The sequence below is a fragment of the Williamsia maris genome (assembly GCF_024171815.1).
In the GTDB taxonomy this organism is placed as follows: domain Bacteria; phylum Actinomycetota; class Actinomycetes; order Mycobacteriales; family Mycobacteriaceae; genus Williamsia_A; species Williamsia_A maris.
Window position 1 is genome coordinate 595,820 of sequence record NZ_JAMTCJ010000001.1, and the last position, 19,585, is coordinate 615,404.

The following is a 19,585-nucleotide window of genomic DNA, read 5'->3' on the forward strand; positions in this document are numbered from 1 at the left end:
CACGATGACCTCTTCTGGCGGCAGTACACTCGACCTCGGGGCATCGTCGCCGTAGAGTCAAGATGTTAGCTCGGCTTACTATTCCGGAGCGTACGTGACCGACGCCCGGTCCTCTCACAGCGAGGCTGCAACGATGACCACACGTGACCCGGTGACCCTGCCGGAACTGGCCGTGACCGTTGATCGGACGGCACCCTCCCCCACGCTCGACGTGGTGATCCCCGTCTACAACGAGGAGACCGATCTCGAACGGTGTGTTCGTCGCCTTCACGAGCATCTCGCCGGCTCCACGCCGTACACCTTCCGCATCACCATCGCCGACAACGCCAGCACCGACACCACGCTGGCCGTCGCCCGACGGCTCGCCGAGACCATCGACACCGTCCGGGCGGTGCACCTCGACCAGAAGGGACGCGGTCGGGCGCTCAACGCGGTCTGGCGGGAGAGTGACGCCGAGGTCGTCTGCTACATGGACGTCGACCTGTCGACGAACCTCAACGCACTCATGCCCCTGGTGGCGCCCCTGCTGTCCGGGCATTCCGACGTGGCCATCGGGTCGCGGCTGACGCGGTCGGCCCGGGTGGTCCGTGGCGCGAAGCGAGAGTTCATCTCGCGCAGTTACAACCTCATCCTCCGTACGGCGATGCACGCGAAGTTCAGCGACGCCCAGTGCGGTTTCAAGGCCATCCGCACCGACGTCGCCCGCCGGTTGCTGCCGCTCGTCGAGGACACGGGCTGGTTCTTCGACACCGAGATGCTGGTGCTGGCCGAGCGGGTTGGCCTGCGGATCGCCGAGATCCCGGTCGACTGGGTGGACGACCCCAACAGCAAGGTCGACATCGTCAAGACCGCGACCGCCGACCTCAAGGGCTGCTGGCGCGTGGCGCGCGCCCTGGGCAGCGGCGACCTGCCGATCACCGAACTGCGCCAGTCCATCGGCCGCGACCCCCTCGAGGGACCCGACGTCACCGGCGTCCCCCGCGGGATGGTCGGACACCTGGTCCGGTTCGCGATCATCGGCATCGCGTCGACGGTCGCGTTCGCGTTGCTCTTCCTCGCCCTGCACCCACTGGTGGGTGCGCAGGTCGCGAACTTCCTGGCGCTGCTCGTCACCGCCGTGCTCAACACCTGGGCCAACCGCGCGTTCACCTTCGGGGTCCGCGGTAGCGAGGGGGCGGCCAAGCACCAGATCCAGGGCGTCGCGATCTTCCTGTTCGGGTGGGCCATCTCCGCGGTGGCGCTCTACGTCCTGCACACCGGATATCCCCACGCAGACAAGCACATCGACGTCGTTGTGCTCGTGGTCGCCAACCTCGTGGCCACGATCGTGCGGTTCGTGTCGTTGCGCTGGGTGTTCCGCAAGCATCTCGCCGCCGAGACCGTCACCACCGAGACCACCGCAAGCGAGACGAGCCGATGACCGCCGTAGCCCCCGCCCCGCCCGCGGAGAGTGAACCCACCACCGACACCGCACCGGCCGAGAACGGCCTCGCACACCGGGTTGCGTTCGTCGCCCTGCTCGTCGGCACGGCGGTGCTGTACCTGTGGAATCTGGGAATCAACCGCTACGCAAACGACTTCTATGCCGCGGCCGAGCAGGCCGGGTCGCAGTCGTGGAAAGCGTGGTTCTTCGGAGCGTCCGACGCCGGCAACTCGATCACGGTGGACAAACCGCCGGTGTCGCTGTGGATCTCGGGCATCGCGGTCCGCGTCTTCGGGCTCAACTCCTGGTCGATCCTGGTGCCGCAGGCTCTGATGGGCGTCGCGTCGGTCGCGCTGGTCTACCTGATCGCCCGACGCATCGCGGGACCGAACGCAGGTCTGCTCGCCGGGGTCGTGCTCGCGCTCACCCCGGTCGCGGCGCTGATGTTCCGGTTCAACAACCCCGACGCGCTGCTGGTGTTGCTGCTGCTGGCTGCCGCGTGGGCCACCATCAACATCCTCGACGACGGCCGGGTGCGGTGGGCGGTGCTCGCGGGCGGTCTCATCGGGATCGCGTTCCTCACCAAACAGTTGCAGGCGTTGCTGATCGTCCCGGCCATCGGCGTCGCGTACCTGGCGTTCGGTCCGCCCGCATGGAAGACGCGGATCGTGCACCTGCTCGCCGCGGCCGCCGCGATGGTCGTCGGCGCCGGCTGGTGGGTGCTGGCCGTCAGCCTGTGGCCCAAGGGCTCACGCCCGTACATCGGTGGCACCGAGCACAACTCGATCATCGAGCTCACCATCGGCTACAACGGTTTCGGCCGCCTGACCGGCAACGAGGCCAGCGGTCTCGGTGGCGGTGGTGGGGGCGGACCACGTCCCGGCGGCGACGGACCCGCGGGCGCGTTGTTCGGCGGTCAGACCGGGATCCTGCGCATGTTCTCGAACCTCGTCGGTGGACAGGTCGGGTGGTTGATCCCGGCCGCGCTGATCCTCGGCGTCGTCGCGATCGCACTGCGTGGCCGCGCCCCGCGCACCGATCTCGAGCGGTCGACGGTGGTCTTCGCGTGGTTGTGGCTGCTGTCCAACGGCGTGCTGATGAGCTACATGGCCGGGATCTTCCACCCGTACTACACGCTGGCCCTGGTGCCGCCTATAGCGCTTCTGGTCGGCATCGGCGGTGTACGGAGCTGGCGGGCACGCGAGACCCTGTGGGTGCGTGCCGCACTCATCGTCTCGGCGGCGATCACCGGCTACCTGGCCTGGGTGATCCTCGATCGCACCAGCGACTTCCAGAGCTGGCTGCGCTGGGTCGTGGTCGTCGCGACCGCCGTACTCGTTCTCGCCCTGGTCGTGGAGAAGTTCACCAACGGCACGTCCGCCACCGGCCGTGCCACGAACCGCGCCATCGTCGCGGTCGCCGTGATCGTCGGTCTGGCGGGCCCGACGGCGTACACGATCAACACGATCGCCACCTCGCGTACCGGCGGGCTGGCTTCGGCCGGTCCGCAGCGCTCGCCGCTCGACGCCTTCGGCAGCGGCCGCGGTGGGCCGGGCAGAATGCCCGGCGGCGCCACCCCGCCCGGGGCGAACGGGTCGCCGGGACAGACCATGAACCCCGCCGAGATGGCCGCGGCCGCAACCGCGTTGCGACGGTCGTTCACCGGGGAGGCTCCCCCGCGGGCGGTCACCGATCTGATCGGACGGGACGCGCAGAACCACCGATGGGCCGCGGCCGCGGTCAGCGCCCTGTCCGCCTCGGGCTATCAGCTCGCGCTCGAGCGGCCGGTGATGCCGGTCGGCGGCTTCTCCGGCGGCGACCCCTCACCCACATTGGCCCAGTTCCAGCGCTACGTGGCCCAGGGCGACATCGGCTGGTTCATCGGCGGTGGCGGGTTCATGATGCGCGGCAACGGAACCGCTGCACAGATCGCCGCATGGGTGGAGAAGAACTACCGCGCGCAGACGATCGACGGCGTGACGGTCTACAACCTGCAGGACTCGTCGACCCGATAGGTCAACCGAACACGGTCGGTCAGGTCACGTCTCGCGCTGCTGCGCCTTGAGGTCCCGCAGCCGGCGCATCGCCGGAACCGCTGAGGCGAGCGCCTCGCGCTCGGACGGACTGAGGTCGTCGAGCACGGAGGCGACACTGTCGGCGCCGGTCGCGCGCCGGTGCAGGACGTACTCGCGACCCCGGTCGGTCAGCGTCACCAGCGACGCGCGCCGGTCGTTGGGGTCGCTGCCGCGGCGGACGTGTCCGGATCGTTCGAGCGTGCTGACCAACGCGGTCATCGACGGTTGGGCCACGCCCTCCGACACGGCGAGGTCGGTGATGCGGCGGGGGCCGGTCCGGTTCAGCGTCGCGAGCGTCGCCACCGACGTCAGACTCATGTCCCGCGGCATCTGCCGCACCAACTCCGTCATCAGCGCGTAGACAGCCTCGGCTACGTCACTGTCCTCGTGCGCGGTCGCCGGGTCGTCGATGGCCGCTGCTGACTCACTCATGACCGACAGCATAGAGCGTCGGAAACGATTGCATAGGGGATTTATATAGAGTACCTATGGATAGGTAAGGGATGCCCGCCTTGGGGCGTTCGGCCAGATTCACCAGGAGGAACAGTGGCGCACTCCGACAGTTCCACATCGTTGATGGACTCGTTCCGCCAGCCCAAAGCGGTCTGGGCCGTGGCGTTCGCCTGCGTGATCTCGTTCATGGGCATCGGTCTCGTCGATCCCATCCTCCCGTCGCTGCAAACCCAGCTCGACGCGACGCCGTCGCAGGTCACGCTGCTGTTCACCAGCTACCTGGTGGTCACGGCGATCGCCATGTTGGTCACCGGTTGGGTCTCGAGCCGCGTCGGCGCCAAGCGCACACTGATCATCGGCCTGGTCCTGATCGTCGCGTTCGCCGCGCTCGCGGGCGCCAGCGGCAGCATCAACGAGATCGTCGGGTTCCGCGCCGGCTGGGGTCTGGGCAACGCACTGTTCATCGCGACCTCGCTGGCCGTCATCGTCGGATCGGCCAGCGGCGGGTTCAGCGGCGCCATCATCCTCTACGAGGCCGCGCTCGGTGTCGGCATCGCGACCGGCCCCCTGTTGGGCGGTGTCCTCGGCAACATCAGCTGGCGTGGGCCGTTCTTCGGCGTCGCGGTGTTGATGCTCATCGCACTGGTGGCGACGATCGTGCTGGTGCCGGCCACCCCGACACCGACCGAGAAATCCTCGATCATCGAGCCGATCACCGCACTGCGCCATCGCAGCCTCGCGACGACCAGCGTCACCGGCCTGCTCTACAACTGGGGCTTCTTCTCGATCCTCGGGTACGCCCCGTTCCTGATGGGGTTGTCAGCGCTGAAACTCGGCGCGGTCTTCTTCTGCTGGGGCATCCTGGTGGCGATCTTCGCGGTCTTCGGTGCCCCGATGCTCAAGTCCCGCTTCGGCACTCCCCGCACGCTGTACGCGGCGCTGTTCGGGATGGCGGTCGTCTGCCTCGTGATCGGGATCTTCTCCGGTGACCGCTGGGCCGTCATCGGCGCGACCATCGTCTCCGGCATCTTCGTCGGGTTGAACAACACCCTGGTGACCACGGCCGTCATGAGCATCGCACCGGTCCAGCGCTCAGTCGCCTCCGCCACATACGGTTTCGTGCGGTTCATCGGTGGCGGCCTGGCGCCGTTCGCGGCAGGCAAGCTCGTCGAGCACTACAACGCGCACGTGCCGTTCATCATCGCGGCGGTGGCCGTCGCGCTCGCCGCGGTGGTGTTGTCGACCGTTCACGGAGCGTTGGTCGCCGCGGACGCCGAGGAGGAGTCGGCACACTCGCACGAGCGGGCCGACGCCGAGGAAGCCGTGCGCGAGATCCCCGCCATCGAGGACGAGGCCGTCCTCGCCGAGTCCGCCTACCGAGACGACCAGAAGTTCGGCCGTCCGGTCGAGACCCGACGCTGACGTCCGGGTCCGACGATGACCGAGGTGAACGCGCGCGGTGACGGACCCCACCGACTGTTGGTGGGCGTCGACGGTTCCGACACCTCCTGGCGTGCGGTGTATTACGCCCTCGGTCGAGCCCGCCGCGAGAACAGCACGGTCATCGCGGTCAACGTGATGCCGGTGGCCGTCGCCGGTGTCGGGGCCGGGTGTGCCGCCCTGGTCGACGCGGGCAGCGAGATGGGTTCGCAGATCGAGTCACTGGCCCGCGAGTACGAGGTCGACGCGCGGTTCGAGTCCGTGATCGGTGATCCCGCGGGAGCCCTGCTCCGGCTCGCCACCGAGTACCAGGCCGACGGGATCGTCGTCGGCGCGAGCAAAGCGCTGGTGCACAAGATCTTCGGCTCGATCGCCAGCCGCGCGGTTCGCCGCAGTCCGTGCCCGGTGACGGTCGTCCCCTAGCCCCTGGTTCGTGTAATAGGTGGTCGTTCAGACCTCGCCCAGCCGTGTCTGCATCGTCGCGTGCAGATCACCCATGAACTTCTCGAACTGCACCAGCATCTCTGGCGGGTACCCCGACATCACCGCGTCGATGCTCACGCCGAGCGGGTCGAAGAACTCGTCGGCACGGTCGTGCACGCTCTGCTCACTGCGCAGGGTGACGATGCGTCGATCGGAGTGCTCCCGGGTGCGGGAGACGAAGCCCGCCGACTCGAGTCGGTTGAGCAGCGACGTGGTCGCGCCGGAGGTGAGATGGATGCGCTCGGCGAGACGCGCAGGCGACAGCGGCGCCCCGCCCTGTTCGGCGTAGATGATCTGCAGCAACGCCTCTGCGTCGGTGGAGTGCAGACCCAGCCAGCCGGCGAAGCGGCGTCCGAACTCGGAGAAGTCGGCGCCGTAGGTCTGCAGACTCTCCATGAGCCGCTCCCGTTGCGCGGCACGAGCCGCTGACGTGTTGCTCATCGTCGCGCTCACCTCCTCCGGCGCCGGGCTTTGACAACTCTCCGGCCCGCAGATAACTTGATGATCAAGCTACTTGATTGAGAAGCATCATTCTCGCATACAACCCGACGTCGGGGCGGACAGGACACAACATGACCACGGTATTGATCTCGGGAGCGAGCATCGCCGGACCGGCGCTGGCCTACTGGCTCAACCGACAGGGCGTCACCACGACCATCGTCGAACGCGCCCCGGAACTGCGCACCGGCGGACAGGCCATCGACCTGCGCGGAGCCGGCCGAGAGGTGGCGCGACGCATGGGCATCGAGGATGCCGTACGTGCGGCCGGGACGGGCGAGAAGGGCATCGAGTTCGTCGATGCGTCGGGAACGGTCAAGGGCGCGTTCGCCGCCGACGATTTCGAGGACGGCAACGGCCCGACCGCCGAACTCGAGATCCTGCGCGGCGATCTGGCCCGCATCCTGGTCGACACCGTCGCCGACGACACCGAGTTCCTCTTCGGGGACAGCATCGCCGAGCTCGACGACGACGGCGATCAGGTGCACGTCGTCTTCGCGAGCGGGACACAGCGGTCGTTCGACTACGTCGTGGTCTCCGAGGGAATGCGGTCGCGCACCAGACGACTCGTGTTCGACGACGCCGACGCGATCCGCCCGCTCGGGATGTACACGTCGTACTTCACGATCCCGCGTACCGACACCGACACCGACTGGGCCGCATGGAGTTCGCTCCCCGGGAGCCGGTCGCTGTTCCTGCGGCCCGACAGTCACGGGACCAGGCGGGCGGCGTTCTCGTTCATGACCGACGAGCAGGGCTTCGACGACCTCGACGTCCCGGGACAGAAGAAACTGCTGCGCGAGCGGTTCTCCGACGCCGACTGGGCGTTCCCGCGTGTGCTCGACGGCATGGACGACTCCGACGACTTCTACTTCGAGGGCCTCGGCCAGGTGAAGCTGCCGACGTGGTCGAAGGGGCGTGTCGTGCTGGTCGGTGACTCCGCCTACTGCGCCTCCCCCATCAGCGGCATGGGTACGAGTCTGTCGTTGGTGGGCGCGTACGTGCTGGCCGGCGAGTTGACCGGTGGCGACGGCAGATTCGAGCGATACGAGGCCACGATGCGGCCGTACGTGGACGAGGCGCAGAAGCTCCCGCCGGGCGCCCCGCGGGTGGCGAACCCGAAAACCCGGCTGGGCGTTGCGTTGTTCCACGTCGTGATCGGCATCGCGTCGAGCGGTGTGGTGCGCAAACTGGCCTCGCGGTTCACGTCCCCACCCGCCGACAAGTTCACCCTCCCCGACCACCCGTACAACGTGCCCGCCTGACCCGCCAGTTGGGCACCTAAGCCCGCCAGTTGGGCACTCGCACCCCGTGTTGGGCCCTAGTTTGCGCGCGTTGGGCCCTAGTTTGCGCGCGTTGGGCCGTCGTTGCCCCGCGTTGGGCCGTCATTCGCCGCTGCCGGCGTCGCATCGACCGGCGTCGCGACATCCGGCACGACGGTCCCGCGGATGCCTCCGACGATTTTCATCACGTGATAGATCACCAAGGCGGCAACCGCACCCAGCGCGATGCCGGCGAAGCTCAAATCGCCGATCTTCCAGGTGAAATCGGCGATGCCGATGACCAATGGGATGGCGGCCGTGAACTGGTTGATGGGCTTGGAGAAGTCGACGCGGTTGGTGACCCAGATGTTGACGCCGAGGATTCCGACGAGGCCGTAGAGCGCCGTGGTGACGCCGCCGAGGACGCCGGGCGGGATGGATGCGATGACGGCGCCGACCTTGGGCGACAACCCGAGCAAGACCGCCGCGACACCGGCCACCCAGTAGGCGGCCGTCGAGTAGATCTTCGTCGCCGCCATGACGCCGATGTTCTCGGCGTAGGTGGTTGTCGCCGAACCGCCACCGCTGCCGGCGAGGATGGTCGCGAGACCGTCGGCGCCCAGCGCACGGCCGATCTGCTTGTCGTAGTTGATGCCGGTCATCGTGTTGATGGACTTCACGTGGCCGATGTTCTCGACCACCAGCACCAACACGACCGGGATGAACAGCGGCAGAACCGAGAAATGCAGTGTGGGCGTCTGGAAGTCGGGGAAGCCGACCCAGCTGGCGGCGCCGATGGCGTCGGTCTCCACCTTGCCCCGAGCCAACGCCAGCAGATATCCGAGGATGACGCAGACGAAGATCGCGAGGCGCCCGAGCAGTCCCTTGAACAGGATCAGCACTGCAATGAGGAGCACGAGCACGACGGTCGCGGTGATCGCGTCCTTCTCGTAGTTGGTCTTGGCGGTCGGGGCGAGGTTGAGCCCGATGACCGCGACGATGGTGCCGGTGATGATCGGCGGCATCAGCGCCTCGATCCACCGGATGCCCGCGAAGTGCACCACCGCGCCGATGATCACCAGCAGGATGCCGACCATCACCAGACCGCCGAGCGCCGAGCCCTGTCCGTCCGACGCCGTCGCCGCAGTGACCGGGGCGATGATCGCGAAACTCGACCCGAGGTAGCTGGGCAGTCGGTTGCGGGTGATCAGCAGGAACAGGATCGTGCCGATGCCGGAGAACAACAGCGTCGTCGCGGGCGGGAAGCCCGTCAGCACCGGCACCAGGAACGTGGCGCCGAACATGGCCACGACATGCTGCAGACCGATACTCACCGTGCGCGGCCACGTCAGTCGTTCGTGCGGGGCAACGACATCTCCGCTGTCGACCTGCTTCCAACTGAACAACGACGTCTTCGTGTCTGGCTGTGACACGTCTGGCTTGGACATGCCGATCAGTCTGCGGCATCGGGTCACGCTTCGCGCGGAATGCGCGACGAGACGCAGTCGCTGTCGGATTCATCCGAATCGGTGGAACCGAGTACGTTACCGTTGCGTCCAACTTTGGGAGCGCGGCCAGCGTTGTCATCGTCGAGTCGTCGGGGGTTCGTATGGAGCTTGATCCATCTGTTGTGCAGGCATTCTCGGGGCAGGTCCACGATGCTTCGACGGCCATTGGTGATACTCATCTGGGCGCCGGAGTGTCCGCGTCGTGCGATTCGCTGTCGGGTTCGACATCGCAGTACGCCGCCCGCCTCGTCGGTCAGTTCATGTCCACGCTCGTCGATGACCACGCCGCGAACGTCGCCCGCATGGGTACATCGGTGACGTCGGCGGCGGAGACCCTGGTCGTGCAGGACAGCGCGGTGAAAGCCGATCTCGACAAGGCGTGGTCCGGACACTGATGCTGCCGAACCGAGCGCGGCTACAGGGGTGGAATCCAGGTGGCCTCGCGGCCACATCCGCACCGATCACCGCCGGCGGCGCCGCGGTCGAGTCGGCGGTGGCCACGATCGCTGCCAATTGCCGCAACCTCCCGGCATTGCACGGATGGAGCGGTGAGTCGCATGACGCCGCGACCGCGGCTTTCGACCGTTCCAAACGCCCCGCCGCCACGATCGCAGACGCGGCTGAGGCAATTGCCCAGACACTCGTCGTCGGGTCACACGCGGTGGGCACGGCTCGAACTCAACTGCTGGACAAAGCCACCGCGATCGAGGCGGGCCGTCTGCTGGTCACCGACGGCTGGGTCGTCCTGCTGAAGCCGCTGGCAATGACGCGCGCCGAAGCGGTCGAACTCCAGGCGCTGCAGGCGAGCGAGCAGGCTGAGATCAACCAACTCCTCATCGCCGTGGACGACGCCGACAACGCAACCGCGCGCGACCTCTCCGCCGCGGCGCAGCGTTTCGGGTTCACGCCGCCCGGCAGCGCCGACTGGTTCGACGCCTTGGTCACAGCGGGCTCGACGCGCCCCAATGACGACGTCGCCGATCCTCGTCTACCGATGACGATGTTCGCCCAGGAGCAGGCACAAGCCGCCGACGCCGCGACCACCGTTGCCGCGAGGACCGACGACAAAGAAGCCGACGGAACCAAACACACCGTCATCACCATGCAGGACGGGAGCAGACGTGAGATCCGCGAGTGGAAAGACCACGTGCCCGAGAAGGGCCAGATGCCACTCTTCTTCAGTGGTCGTTCCCGCACCACCGGATCGTCTGAGACCACCTATGACCCCGAGGGAAACCGGGTGCTGACGATCGGCTCGAGTACGAGCAGAGAGGGCACCAGCCGCACGATCAAGAAAGCAGACAGAAGCGGCGTCGTTGCCTTCATCGGCGCGCAGGGCCAAAAGTCCGGCTGGACCTTCGGGACAGACGGGAACTACACCGAGGACCTCCCCACCGACGCGCCCTTCTTCACGCATCCGGAACTGACGGTGACCGGCGGCGGTATCTCGACGCTCCAGAATTTCGCCGAATCGCCGAAGGGAGCACTTGCGCTCGGAGAAGCGACCGCGTCGAAAGTTGCTGTCGGAGCCAAGTACGGCGGTCCAGCGCTTGGAATCGCGACCACTGTCTACGACATGGCTGTTGCCGACGGGCAGTACGAATCGTGTCGGGCGCTCTACGCAGGTGTGGCCGGCACAATCGGCGGTGTCGCAGGCGGCGCTGCCGGCGGCGTCATCGGCGGGCCGGGCGCTCCGCTCACTGCAGGAGGCGGAGCCATCCTGGGCACCTGGGTGTTCGGCAAACTGGGCGACGAGCTCGGACAGATGGTGTGCGCGAAGTGAGCGTTCAGCGAATCGACAAACTCGAGCAAAACAGTTGAGCAGCATCGAATTTCCGATACCGAACCGTTGGTCATCGCGGCCCAGGTGGCTGCGGTGGCTCGTCACGGTGTTCTTGCTTGTGGTCACCGTCTGGCTGATTCTGCTCGCCGGCCTGAGCTCTTCAGGCAATTGGCTCGACACGACGTTCTACCTCGTCACTGCGGTCGCCTGCATTGCCACCATCGGCATCATGGCCCAGCCGGTACAGATGTATCGACGACGGGAACTCGACGATCCCGACATCGCCATCCGTGACGGCGGCCTGTGGATCGAGCAGCGCGGACGGGACCTCGTGGTGCAGCTCATCCTGATTGCTTCCAGCGCGAGCGCAGGGCTGATCTTCGCGATCGGTCAGTGGACGGGCACCCTCGGTGTGCCGGTATCGCGCGGCTTCGCCATCGCCGCACCGCTGCTCGCTGTCCTTGTCGCGGTCTACGGATCGATCCAGCTGGTCCTGTTGCTCGCTCGAGAGTTCGCGATGAGCACTGTGGTGTTGTCTCCAGATCGAGTACGCGTCATCTACGGGATCAGCGACCGGACGCTGCCCTGGGCAGAGATCTCGCATCTGTCGATCAACACACCCGCGATCGGTCGCCGACATGCCATCGACTGTCTCGTCCATCTCCGAGTCTCCGAGGGCCGGAGTCTCGACATCAACACGAATTGGCTGTCCACCGGGTGCGCTCCCACCTACTGGCTGTTGAAGTTCTACTTCGAGCATCCCGAGCACCGTGACGAGCTGGGCGACCAGCGTGCTGTCGATCGTCTGATGAGCGGTCGAGTGGTCACCAGACGGTGAACAACCTGCGAACTTCCGCCAACTCTTGACTCATTCCAGAAAAGTGCGGGATAGTGCATGCGTGCCCTCGACGACTGATCTCACGGAGATGCTGCGCGGTGCAGATCTGCGTGTGACACGTCCCCGGGTGGCCGTTCTCGATGCGGTGTTCGCCCATCCGCACGCCGACACCGACTCGATCTTCACCACGGTGCGCACCGAACTCCCCGAGGTCTCCAAGCAGGCCGTCTACGACGTGCTCGGCGCGCTCACCGTCGCCGGACTCGTCCGACGGATCCAGCCATCCGGTTCGGTCGCTCGATACGAGTCGCGCGTCGGCGACAACCACCACCACGTCGTGTGCCGCTCCTGCGGGACCATCGCCGACGTCGACTGCGCCGTCGGCGACGCACCGTGTCTCACCGCGTCGAGCCCCGCCGGATTCTCGATCGACGAGGCCGAGGTCATCTACTGGGGCCTCTGCGACGCCTGTACCCCAGCCCATAATTCGCGATCACTCCCGTGATCGCCAGCCTGAGTTGTCCACCATTGGAAGGAATGTCGTGACTGAAGCCCACGAAACCCGCGAAAAAGAGATGAACGAGAACCAGCCCGAGGACAACGCGGCCGGTTGCCCCGTCGTCGGCGGGCACCGCAAGTTCCCGGTGGAGGGTTCGAGCAGCCGTGACTGGTGGCCCGAGGCCCTGAACCTGCGCATCCTGCAGAAGAACCCGGCTGTCGCGAACCCGCTCGGCGAGGACTTCGACTACGCCGCCGCGTTCAGCAGCATCGACCTCGCCGAGGTCAAGTCCGACATCACCGGAGTCCTCACCGACTCCAAGGACTGGTGGCCCGCGGACTGGGGCAACTACGGCCCGTTCTTCATCCGCATGGCGTGGCACTCCGCAGGCACCTACCGCGTGCACGACGGACGTGGTGGCGCGGGCGCAGGCATGCAGCGCTTCGCTCCCCTGAACAGCTGGCCGGACAACGCCAGCCTCGACAAGGCGCGTCGCCTGCTGTGGCCCGTGAAGCAGAAGTACGGCAAGAGCCTGTCGTGGGCCGACCTGATCGTCCTCACCGGCAACGTGGCACTGGAGTCGATGGGTCTGGAGACCTTCGGGTTCGCCGGCGGTCGCGAGGATCGTTGGGAGCCCGAGGAGGACGTCTACTGGGGTCCCGAGCACACCTGGCTGGGCGATGAGCGCTACACCGGTGACCGCGAGCTGGAGGCACCGCTGGGCGCCGTCCAGATGGGTCTCATCTACGTCAACCCCGAAGGCCCCAACGGCAACCCGGACCCGCAGTTGTCGGCCAACGACATCCGCGAGACCTTCGGCCGCATGGCGATGAACGACCGCGAGACCGCAGCACTGATCGTCGGTGGCCACACCTTCGGCAAGGTGCACGGCGCAGGCGACCCCGAGAAGTACATCGGACCCGAGCCCGAGGGCGCGCCCCTCGAGCAGATGGGCCTGGGCTGGAAGAACAGCTTCGGTACCGGAAACGCCGAGTACACGATCACCAGCGGCATCGAGGGTGCTTGGACCGCGACCCCGACCGTGTGGGACAACACCTACCTCGAGACCCTCTACGGGTACGAGTGGGAGGTCCACAAGGGACCCGGTGGCGCCAACCAGTGGCGTCCGAAGGACGGTGCCGCAACCGATCTCGTGCCCGACGCACACGTCGAGGGCAAGAAGAACCCGCCCATGATGCTCACCAGCGACGTCGCTCTGCGCGTCGACCCGATCTACGAAGAGATCACCCGTGGCTGGCTGGCCGACCCGTCGTCGCTGGCCGACGAGTTCGGTCGCGCCTGGTTCAAGCTGCTGCACCGCGACATGGGCCCCGTCGTCCGCTACCTCGGACCCGAGGTCCCCAGCGAGGAACTGCTCTGGCAGGACCCGGTTCCCGCGGTCTCCGGTGAGCTCATCGACGGCGAGGACATCGCTAACCTCAAGGCGAAGATCCTCGAGTCGGGCCTGACCGTGTCGCAGCTGGTCAAGACCGCATGGGCGGCGTCGTCGTCGTTCCGTGGCAGCGACAAGCGCGGTGGCGCCAACGGTGGCCGCATCCGCCTGCAGCCGCAGGCCGGTTGGGAGGTCAACGAGCCCGATGAGTTGGCCCAGGTCATCAAGGGCCTCGAGTCGATCCAGGAGTCGTTCAACTCCGCTGGGGGCAAGCAGGTCTCGTTCGCCGACCTCGTCGTCCTCGGTGGCGCCGCGGCGGTCGAGAAGGCCGCGTCCAACGCCGGCGTCGACATCACCGTGCCGTTCGCGCCGGGTCGCACCGACGCGACGCAGGAGCAGACCGACGTCGAGTCGTTCTCCTACCTCGAGCCCAAGCGCGACGGGTTCCGCAACTTCCTCGGCAAGGGCGACCGCCTGCCGTCGGAGTACCAGCTGGTGGACCGGGCGAACCTGCTCACCCTCAGCGCGCCGGAGCTCACCGTGCTCATCGGTGGTCTGCGTGTGCTCGGAGCGAACTACAAGAACTCCGATCTCGGCGTGTTCACCGACAAGACGGAGACGCTGAGCAACGACTTCTTCGTCAACCTCCTCGACATGGAGACCGAGTGGGAGCCCGTCGGTGACGAGCAGGGCACCTACATCGGCAAGGACCGCAGCACCGGCGAGCAGAAGTACACCGGTAGCCGGAACGACCTGGTGTTCGGGTCGAACTCGCAGCTGCGCGCGATCGCTGAGGTCTACGCGGAGAGCGACTCCAAGGAGAAGTTCGTCCGTGACTTCGTCGCCGCATGGGACAAGGTCGCGACCGCCGATCGGTTCGATCTGAGCTGATCAGCACCTGATCACCAGAACACCCCGTCGACCATCGGTCGGCGGGGTGTTCTGCTGTGGTGGTGTTTCACTCCGGCAATCCGCTCCGGTTGTGTTGATCCGCTCCGGTTGCAACCGGAGCGGATCGCCGAAAGTGGAGCGGATCGGCACGCAGTACGACGAACTCAGCCGTTCGCAGCACGCTTTGCCGCGGCCGCGACCACGGTGGCGAACTCGGTCTGCGACGGCACCTTCGTACCGAGAATGCTCTTCTGCGACACCAGCACTGTCGTACCCTTCACAGGCAGCAACGCGATCAAGGAGCTCTGCGCAGGCGACTCGGGACCACCCGCGAGCTTGGACGCCACGTCCTGCTGGATCACCAGCGCGCCCGAGATACCCGGCGTCGGAACATCGAGCTGTTTGGCGGTGATCGAACCGGTGAACGCCTGCCCGTTGATCTCGCCGGCAACCTGGTGTTTCGCGCACGATCCCAGATTGAACGTGCGGTAGTTGTCGACATATTTCGTGTCGGGAACGGCCACGCTGACGATCAGATCTCCCGCCGACTGATTGGAGAAGATCGCGGTCGCCGACTTCGCGAGGGAATCTGCCGATGCACCCGACAGGTCGGGTTGGCAGCTTGTGGGAGTGACCTTGGAGTCCTTGGAACTGGAAAGAATCGACTGCGCCGCCGCGGCGGCCTGCGCGGGTGGAACGCTCATCTGCGTATAGCCCACCGGGACGTCCGAGGCCGTCAGCAAGAAGTCGGACAACGGTCCATCCGCCTGCTGCGACGCAGCGGCACCGGACTGCGCCGTCGCCGTGGAGGCAGAATCATCGCCCGACGACCCCGACGAACATCCGGCCACCAGCCCAAGGGCCACCACAGCAACCGCCACCAACGAACTGCTCGACCGCATCCCTGCTCCTCAACTCCGACGTCAACTGACGGGACCTTATCCGGTCGGTTGTGCGACAGAGCGCGCGAGTCAGGTCAGCAGTTAGCGACGGAACCGATCGGACTCAGCCGATGCTGCTCCACGGCGCGTAGGCCCAGCCGACCAACTTCCACGACCCCAGGTTCGCCGACGGCAGGATCTGGTTGTCGGTGCCGTCGCCCCAGCCAGGCGCGAAGCCCTGGATGCCGCCGCTCTCGTACTGGCCGTTGCCCACAGAGATGTCGACGTGTCCGCCGTCCTCGCCCTGGGAGAACACCAAGGCCCCCGGTGGAGCCGGGAGCGACGCGTGGCCCTGCCCCTTAGCGGCGAGTTGCCGATAGAAGGCGATCGCTCCGTCGTGCGGGATCCCGTTCGCAGTGGTTCGACCGTAGGCGGCGTCGACGAAGTCCTCGCAGCCGTACTCTCCGAACTTGTTGGTGTGCAACAACGTTGCACCCCGTGCAAGGGCCACGCCTCCGTTCGCGACTCCGGCGATCACCGTTCCGGGGCTGTCCGCCTGGGCCGGCGCCGCAAGCGCACAGCCGAGCACGATCGACGACCCAACAGCGGCCGCCATCAGACCAGTTCTCTTCTTCAGCAAAGTAAGCACCACACCGTGCACGTTGCCACGGAATCGTCGTCGGCGAGCATTCACCGGCCACATCTACAGCAAACTGACAACAAGATCGGCGATGCGGATCAGGTCAGTCGGCCGTTTGCCCGATTTCGAGTGCGAGCGCGGTGAACGACTCGGCCTCGACGTCCGGTGGAGCGAACAGGCTCGGCCAGCGCGCACCCGACCGGTTGATCCACGCGGTCCGAAGCCCGACGCGTCGTGCTCCCTCGAGATCCCACGGGTGCACGGCGACCATCAGGGCATCCGCCGCAGCGACACCTGACTCCATCAGACCGTGGCGATACGACGCAGGCGCGGGCTTCCACGCTCCCGCGTCGATCACCGACAGGTACTTCTCGACGGCAGCGTCGGCGGGTGTCGACCCGAGCAGCTTCTTGGCCACATCGGCGGACCCGTTGCTCAGTGTCATCACCCGAACACCGGTGTTCGCGAGCGCAACCAGGCCGGGCACGACGTCGGAGTGTGGTTGTGCCGCAACCATTGCCGTCATGATCGCCGCTGCGCCGTCGTCCACCGCGTCGTCGTCGCGTGCCGGATCGACCTCGCGGATCAGGAACTTGGCGATCTCCTGCCCGATGGCGGCGTAGCCCGGGTTGTCACCGAGCACGGTGGACGCGAAGCCGTCACGCAGCACCGACAGGTACCAGGTGCGGACGTGTTCGGCGCTCAGGCCCTGCGCTTCGAAGGCGCCGACCACGGACCGCAGATCCGACAACGTCTCGTTGACGTCGAGGAACGCGACCTTCGGACGGCGGTTCACTTAAACGCCTGAATGTTGTTGAGCGCGGTGATCATTCCCGAGCCGATCGGTCCGCTGCGGTCGTAGATGGTGGTGGTTCCCACGGCGATTCCGGCGGAGTCGAGGTGTGAGGCCTCCTGCACGCCGACCCACTCCCCCTCCGGCAGTCGGGACAGCGCGACGGTCAGGTCGCCGTTGATGTAGCCGACCCACTCGGTGCCGAGGTTGGTGACCAGGCTGGTCCACTCCGTCGTCGTCACCGCGCGCACATACGGGCTCGGCGGCCGGTCCGCGGTCATCGGTAGGACGTTCCACCAGGCGGTGGAGCGGTCGGCGTTCAGGTGGGGTTCGAGTTCGTGGGTCCAGCCGGCGGTGTCGGAGTGGTACCAGGTCGTGGCGTCCGGATCGGAATCGACGTCGGGCGGGAACGGCACCGAGTCATCGGCACGCCATCGCTCGCCAGGCGCGTTCTCCGAGATGCGGTACTGCACGAACACTGCACTCGCGACCAGCTTCTCGTCCTGGATGGCCTCGGCGCGGGCGACCTTGATCCGCCGTCCCGCGCGGACCAGTTCGGTGCGAATGATCGTCGGCTTCTGCACGAACGGGCGCAGCAGCTCGAAGGTGGTGCGGGCGGGGAGGAACTCGGGCTCACCCTGCTCCGCTTCGAGCACCTGCGCCAGCAGTCCGACGATGGCGGGGCCGGCCACCTGCCCCGGACCCCACGCGCCGACGGCGTGCTCGTTCGCCAGGTAGGCGACGGAGCCCTGATGATCGATGACCTCGAAAAACGGTTTCACGATCTCAGGTTCTCACGTGGCCCGCCGACGTCAGTTCGCGCAGTCACGGTCGTGGTCGGATGCGTCTGCTCAGACCGACGCGGCCGCTAGCGTGGACGCGTGGGATTTCACCCGGGGTACTTCAGTCGAGCCGGCGCATTCACGCTCAAGTTCGACCGGGATGCGTCGCTGTACAGCCTCGGCATCCCCGTCAGCACCGGACACGTCGACTACACCGAGCACTACTGCATCTCCGCCGAGCAGTACGCCACCTTGGCAAACGACCCGCGCCTGGCCAAATCGTTCGCCGACGAATGCCGCCGACGAGAGCACGACGAGTTATTTGTTCTCGAGCCCGAGTGGAATCGCGGGTCACCCCGGATGCCGGACGAGTCCGACGAGGTCCAGGCCGCCATCACCTACCTCGATACATTCACGTCGTTTCCGCGCGGAGTCGCACTCGGGATCGACGTCGAGTCGGGACGGCCGTACCTCTCGATACCTGCGGGCTCCGGCCACAGCTCCGAGGAATGGCGGTACTTTCGCATCTCGTATGACGAACTGCACGCGTTCGATACAGACATCGAGGCAGCGGTCTTGTTTGCCGACGCCTGCCGAGGGGGTGGGCACGACGACCGATTGGTCTCGCTGCCCCCGACGGAACGCTGACGCTCGACCGGAGAGCTCAGGGCACCAATCGTAGGGCGTCGAGGTTGATGTCGCGATCCGGACGGGCCGTGACCGCCAGCTGGGCGAGCACGTACTGATCGTCGCCGACGGGGAGGACCACCGAGTGTGCGTTCGACACCAGTGGGCCGAACGGTGACGCAAGCGTGCCGAGCAACACCACGCCATGGTCGTTACGGGTGTCGGCGACCCTCTCCCGCAACTCCCAACCAGGCACTCCGAGAGTCATCGCTTCGGCGAACTGCAACAGGTGGTCCGCGGGAACCGGTAGGTCGGAGAGACGCCACGCGGTGGCCATCGCGTTCGAGACAAACCGTTCCGACGGCGTCAGCGACTCCTGGAGTTCCGCTTCGCTCTCCGACAGCCAGAGGTCGGAGACGGTGAGCAGGTCCGCATCTCGGCGCACCTTGCGCCAGCCGTCCGGCAGTCCGGCCACTGCGAGACCCGTCTCGTCGAAATGCTCGACCAGAGTCACCAGCGCTTGGGGGTGACCCAACGCGGACGTGTCGAACGCACCTGTCACGGTGTCGTGGCTCGCGGTTGGGCGACCACACGAACTTCGATACTGTCGCCCACTGCAACTTCGCGATCCGGCTTGAACAGCAACATCTCCCGGATCAGTTCCGGGCTGTACGACGACCTGCTGGCGGGGTCGGTCTCCGATAGATGGAGCACCGTCGAAGTGAGCGAATTGGCTTCGAGCCCGTAGCACATCGTCGGAAATATCAGCTGGGGCTTTGATTCGGACGCGTCATTGGTCAACTCGAGGTAGGGGAACGCCAGTTTGCGCTGTTGCACCAGGTTGGCGTGGATTCCATCAACGGTGAGTTCGAAGCGACCAGGGACAGAAACGCTGTTGGGTTCGACCACGAGTTTCCCGCGGTACGCCACAGCATTCCGAAGCGTCAGAGCGACCAAGACCCAAGCGGCGACTGCGATGAAGGGCAAACGTGCGTTCCCCCCGGTCGGCGAACCTACGACGGCTTGAATCGTCACACCAACTGCACCAATGGTCATCGCCACCGGAAACAACACGTGCGAGTTGAGGAGCGGTTTCCGCTGCTCGATCTCGACGCCTGCCTTGGTCAGTGTCACCCGCGGCGCAGGGGCCAACAGTGGCGGAACCGCTGTTGCGGCGAAGGCAAGAGCCAACAACAGGATCCAATAATCCTGGAATGCGATCGCCAGAATCCCGATGACTACGACAATCAGTGCCATGATCGCCGGGCCGCCAAAACTCCTGGTTCTGTAGGCCGCGGTTCGCCGCCAAGTGAACG

General features: G+C 66.4%; 20 protein-coding genes. 11 read left to right on the forward strand and 9 right to left on the reverse strand.

Features of this window, described 5'->3' with window-relative positions; all coding sequences use genetic code 11:
• Positions 1-133 precede the first annotated feature (133 nt).
• Both LX13_RS02745 and LX13_RS02750 read left to right on the forward strand, forming a co-directional pair.
• Entirely contained in the window at positions 134-1,420 is a 1,287-nt protein-coding gene (locus LX13_RS02745) for a bifunctional glycosyltransferase family 2/GtrA family protein (protein WP_253659764.1), read from the forward strand.
• Entirely contained in the window at positions 1,417-3,438 is a 2,022-nt protein-coding gene (locus LX13_RS02750; protein ID WP_253659765.1) for an ArnT family glycosyltransferase, read from the forward strand. The genes LX13_RS02745 and LX13_RS02750 overlap by 4 nt, the downstream gene beginning before the upstream one ends.
• Before the next feature lie 24 nt (positions 3,439-3,462).
• Here the strand turns inward: LX13_RS02750 and LX13_RS02755 are convergent, their stop codons facing one another.
• The gene (locus tag LX13_RS02755) at positions 3,463-3,930 is read right to left on the reverse strand and encodes a MarR family winged helix-turn-helix transcriptional regulator (protein WP_253659766.1); all 468 of its coding nucleotides are present in this window, start codon (positions 3,928-3,930) and stop codon (positions 3,463-3,465) included.
• 144 nt (positions 3,931-4,074) lie between these two features.
• Between LX13_RS02755 and LX13_RS02760 the strand changes: the two genes are divergently transcribed.
• Complete coding sequence (locus tag LX13_RS02760; RefSeq protein WP_253660544.1) at positions 4,075-5,373, forward strand: MFS transporter; 1,299 nt, start codon at positions 4,075-4,077, stop codon at positions 5,371-5,373.
• Between the two features lie 15 nt (positions 5,374-5,388).
• Entirely contained in the window at positions 5,389-5,814 is a 426-nt protein-coding gene (locus tag LX13_RS02765; protein WP_253659767.1) for a universal stress protein, read from the forward strand.
• 27 nt (positions 5,815-5,841) lie between these two features.
• On the opposite strand, the gene LX13_RS02770 is transcribed toward LX13_RS02765, so the two are convergent.
• Positions 5,842-6,315 (reverse strand): MarR family winged helix-turn-helix transcriptional regulator, encoded by a 474-nt coding sequence (locus tag LX13_RS02770; protein ID WP_253659768.1) that lies wholly within the window; start codon positions 6,313-6,315, stop codon positions 5,842-5,844.
• A 131-nt stretch (positions 6,316-6,446) separates the two neighbouring features.
• Here LX13_RS02770 and LX13_RS02775 point away from each other — a divergent pair, with 131 nt between their 5' ends.
• The gene (locus tag LX13_RS02775) at positions 6,447-7,637 is read left to right on the forward strand and encodes an FAD-dependent monooxygenase (RefSeq protein WP_253659769.1); all 1,191 of its coding nucleotides are present in this window, start codon (positions 6,447-6,449) and stop codon (positions 7,635-7,637) included.
• A gap of 77 nt (positions 7,638-7,714) precedes the next feature.
• Here the strand turns inward: LX13_RS02775 and LX13_RS02780 are convergent, their stop codons facing one another.
• On the reverse strand, positions 7,715-9,082 hold the full coding sequence (locus LX13_RS02780; RefSeq protein ID WP_253659770.1) for a uracil-xanthine permease family protein: 1,368 nt from the start codon (positions 9,080-9,082) through the stop codon (positions 7,715-7,717).
• A 251-nt stretch (positions 9,083-9,333) separates the two neighbouring features.
• Between LX13_RS02780 and LX13_RS02785 the strand changes: the two genes are divergently transcribed.
• The 5 genes from LX13_RS02785 (at position 9,334) to katG (ending at position 14,546) form a co-directional block, all read left to right on the forward strand.
• Positions 9,334-9,537, forward strand: a complete 204-nt coding sequence (locus LX13_RS02785) for a hypothetical protein (protein ID WP_253659771.1) — start codon at positions 9,334-9,336, stop codon at positions 9,535-9,537.
• 98 nt (positions 9,538-9,635) lie between these two features.
• Positions 9,636-10,925 carry a hypothetical protein gene (locus LX13_RS02790; protein ID WP_253659772.1) on the forward strand — a complete coding sequence of 430 codons (1,290 nt, stop codon included), beginning with the start codon at positions 9,636-9,638 and terminating at the stop codon, positions 10,923-10,925.
• A gap of 106 nt (positions 10,926-11,031) precedes the next feature.
• Complete coding sequence (locus LX13_RS02795; protein ID WP_253659773.1) at positions 11,032-11,763, forward strand: hypothetical protein; 732 nt, start codon at positions 11,032-11,034, stop codon at positions 11,761-11,763.
• A 61-nt stretch (positions 11,764-11,824) separates the two neighbouring features.
• Positions 11,825-12,268, forward strand: a complete 444-nt coding sequence (locus LX13_RS02800; protein ID WP_372499796.1) for a Fur family transcriptional regulator — start codon at positions 11,825-11,827, stop codon at positions 12,266-12,268.
• A gap of 70 nt (positions 12,269-12,338) precedes the next feature.
• Complete coding sequence (gene katG, locus LX13_RS02805; RefSeq protein WP_253660546.1) at positions 12,339-14,546, forward strand: catalase/peroxidase HPI; 2,208 nt, start codon at positions 12,339-12,341, stop codon at positions 14,544-14,546.
• Between the two features lie 164 nt (positions 14,547-14,710).
• Here the strand turns inward: katG and LX13_RS02810 are convergent, their stop codons facing one another.
• From LX13_RS02810 to LX13_RS02825, 4 genes are all read right to left on the reverse strand, one after another.
• On the reverse strand, positions 14,711-15,448 hold the full coding sequence (locus LX13_RS02810; protein WP_253659774.1) for a hypothetical protein: 738 nt from the start codon (positions 15,446-15,448) through the stop codon (positions 14,711-14,713).
• A gap of 103 nt (positions 15,449-15,551) precedes the next feature.
• Positions 15,552-16,043, reverse strand: a complete 492-nt coding sequence (locus LX13_RS02815; protein WP_253659775.1) for a hypothetical protein — start codon at positions 16,041-16,043, stop codon at positions 15,552-15,554.
• Positions 16,044-16,170: 127 nt separating this feature from the next.
• Positions 16,171-16,863, reverse strand: a complete 693-nt coding sequence (locus LX13_RS23380) for an HAD family hydrolase (protein WP_253659776.1) — start codon at positions 16,861-16,863, stop codon at positions 16,171-16,173.
• Positions 16,860-17,642, reverse strand: coding sequence for an acyl-CoA thioesterase domain-containing protein (locus LX13_RS02825; RefSeq protein WP_253659777.1), 783 nt, complete (start codon positions 17,640-17,642; stop codon positions 16,860-16,862). Before LX13_RS02825 ends, LX13_RS23380 begins: the two co-directional genes overlap by 4 nt.
• A gap of 99 nt (positions 17,643-17,741) precedes the next feature.
• On the opposite strand from LX13_RS02825, the gene LX13_RS02830 reads away from it, so the two are divergent.
• Positions 17,742-18,290, forward strand: coding sequence for a hypothetical protein (locus LX13_RS02830; protein ID WP_253659778.1), 549 nt, complete (start codon positions 17,742-17,744; stop codon positions 18,288-18,290).
• Positions 18,291-18,306: 16 nt separating this feature from the next.
• Here the strand turns inward: LX13_RS02830 and LX13_RS02835 are convergent, their stop codons facing one another.
• Both LX13_RS02835 and LX13_RS02840 read right to left on the reverse strand, forming a co-directional pair.
• Positions 18,307-18,783: a hypothetical protein gene (locus LX13_RS02835; protein WP_253659779.1), complete on the reverse strand. Its 477-nt coding sequence runs from the start codon at positions 18,781-18,783 to the stop codon at positions 18,307-18,309.
• 44 nt (positions 18,784-18,827) lie between these two features.
• Complete coding sequence (locus LX13_RS02840; protein WP_253659780.1) at positions 18,828-19,526, reverse strand: hypothetical protein; 699 nt, start codon at positions 19,524-19,526, stop codon at positions 18,828-18,830.
• Between the last annotated feature and the right edge of the window lie 59 nt (positions 19,527-19,585).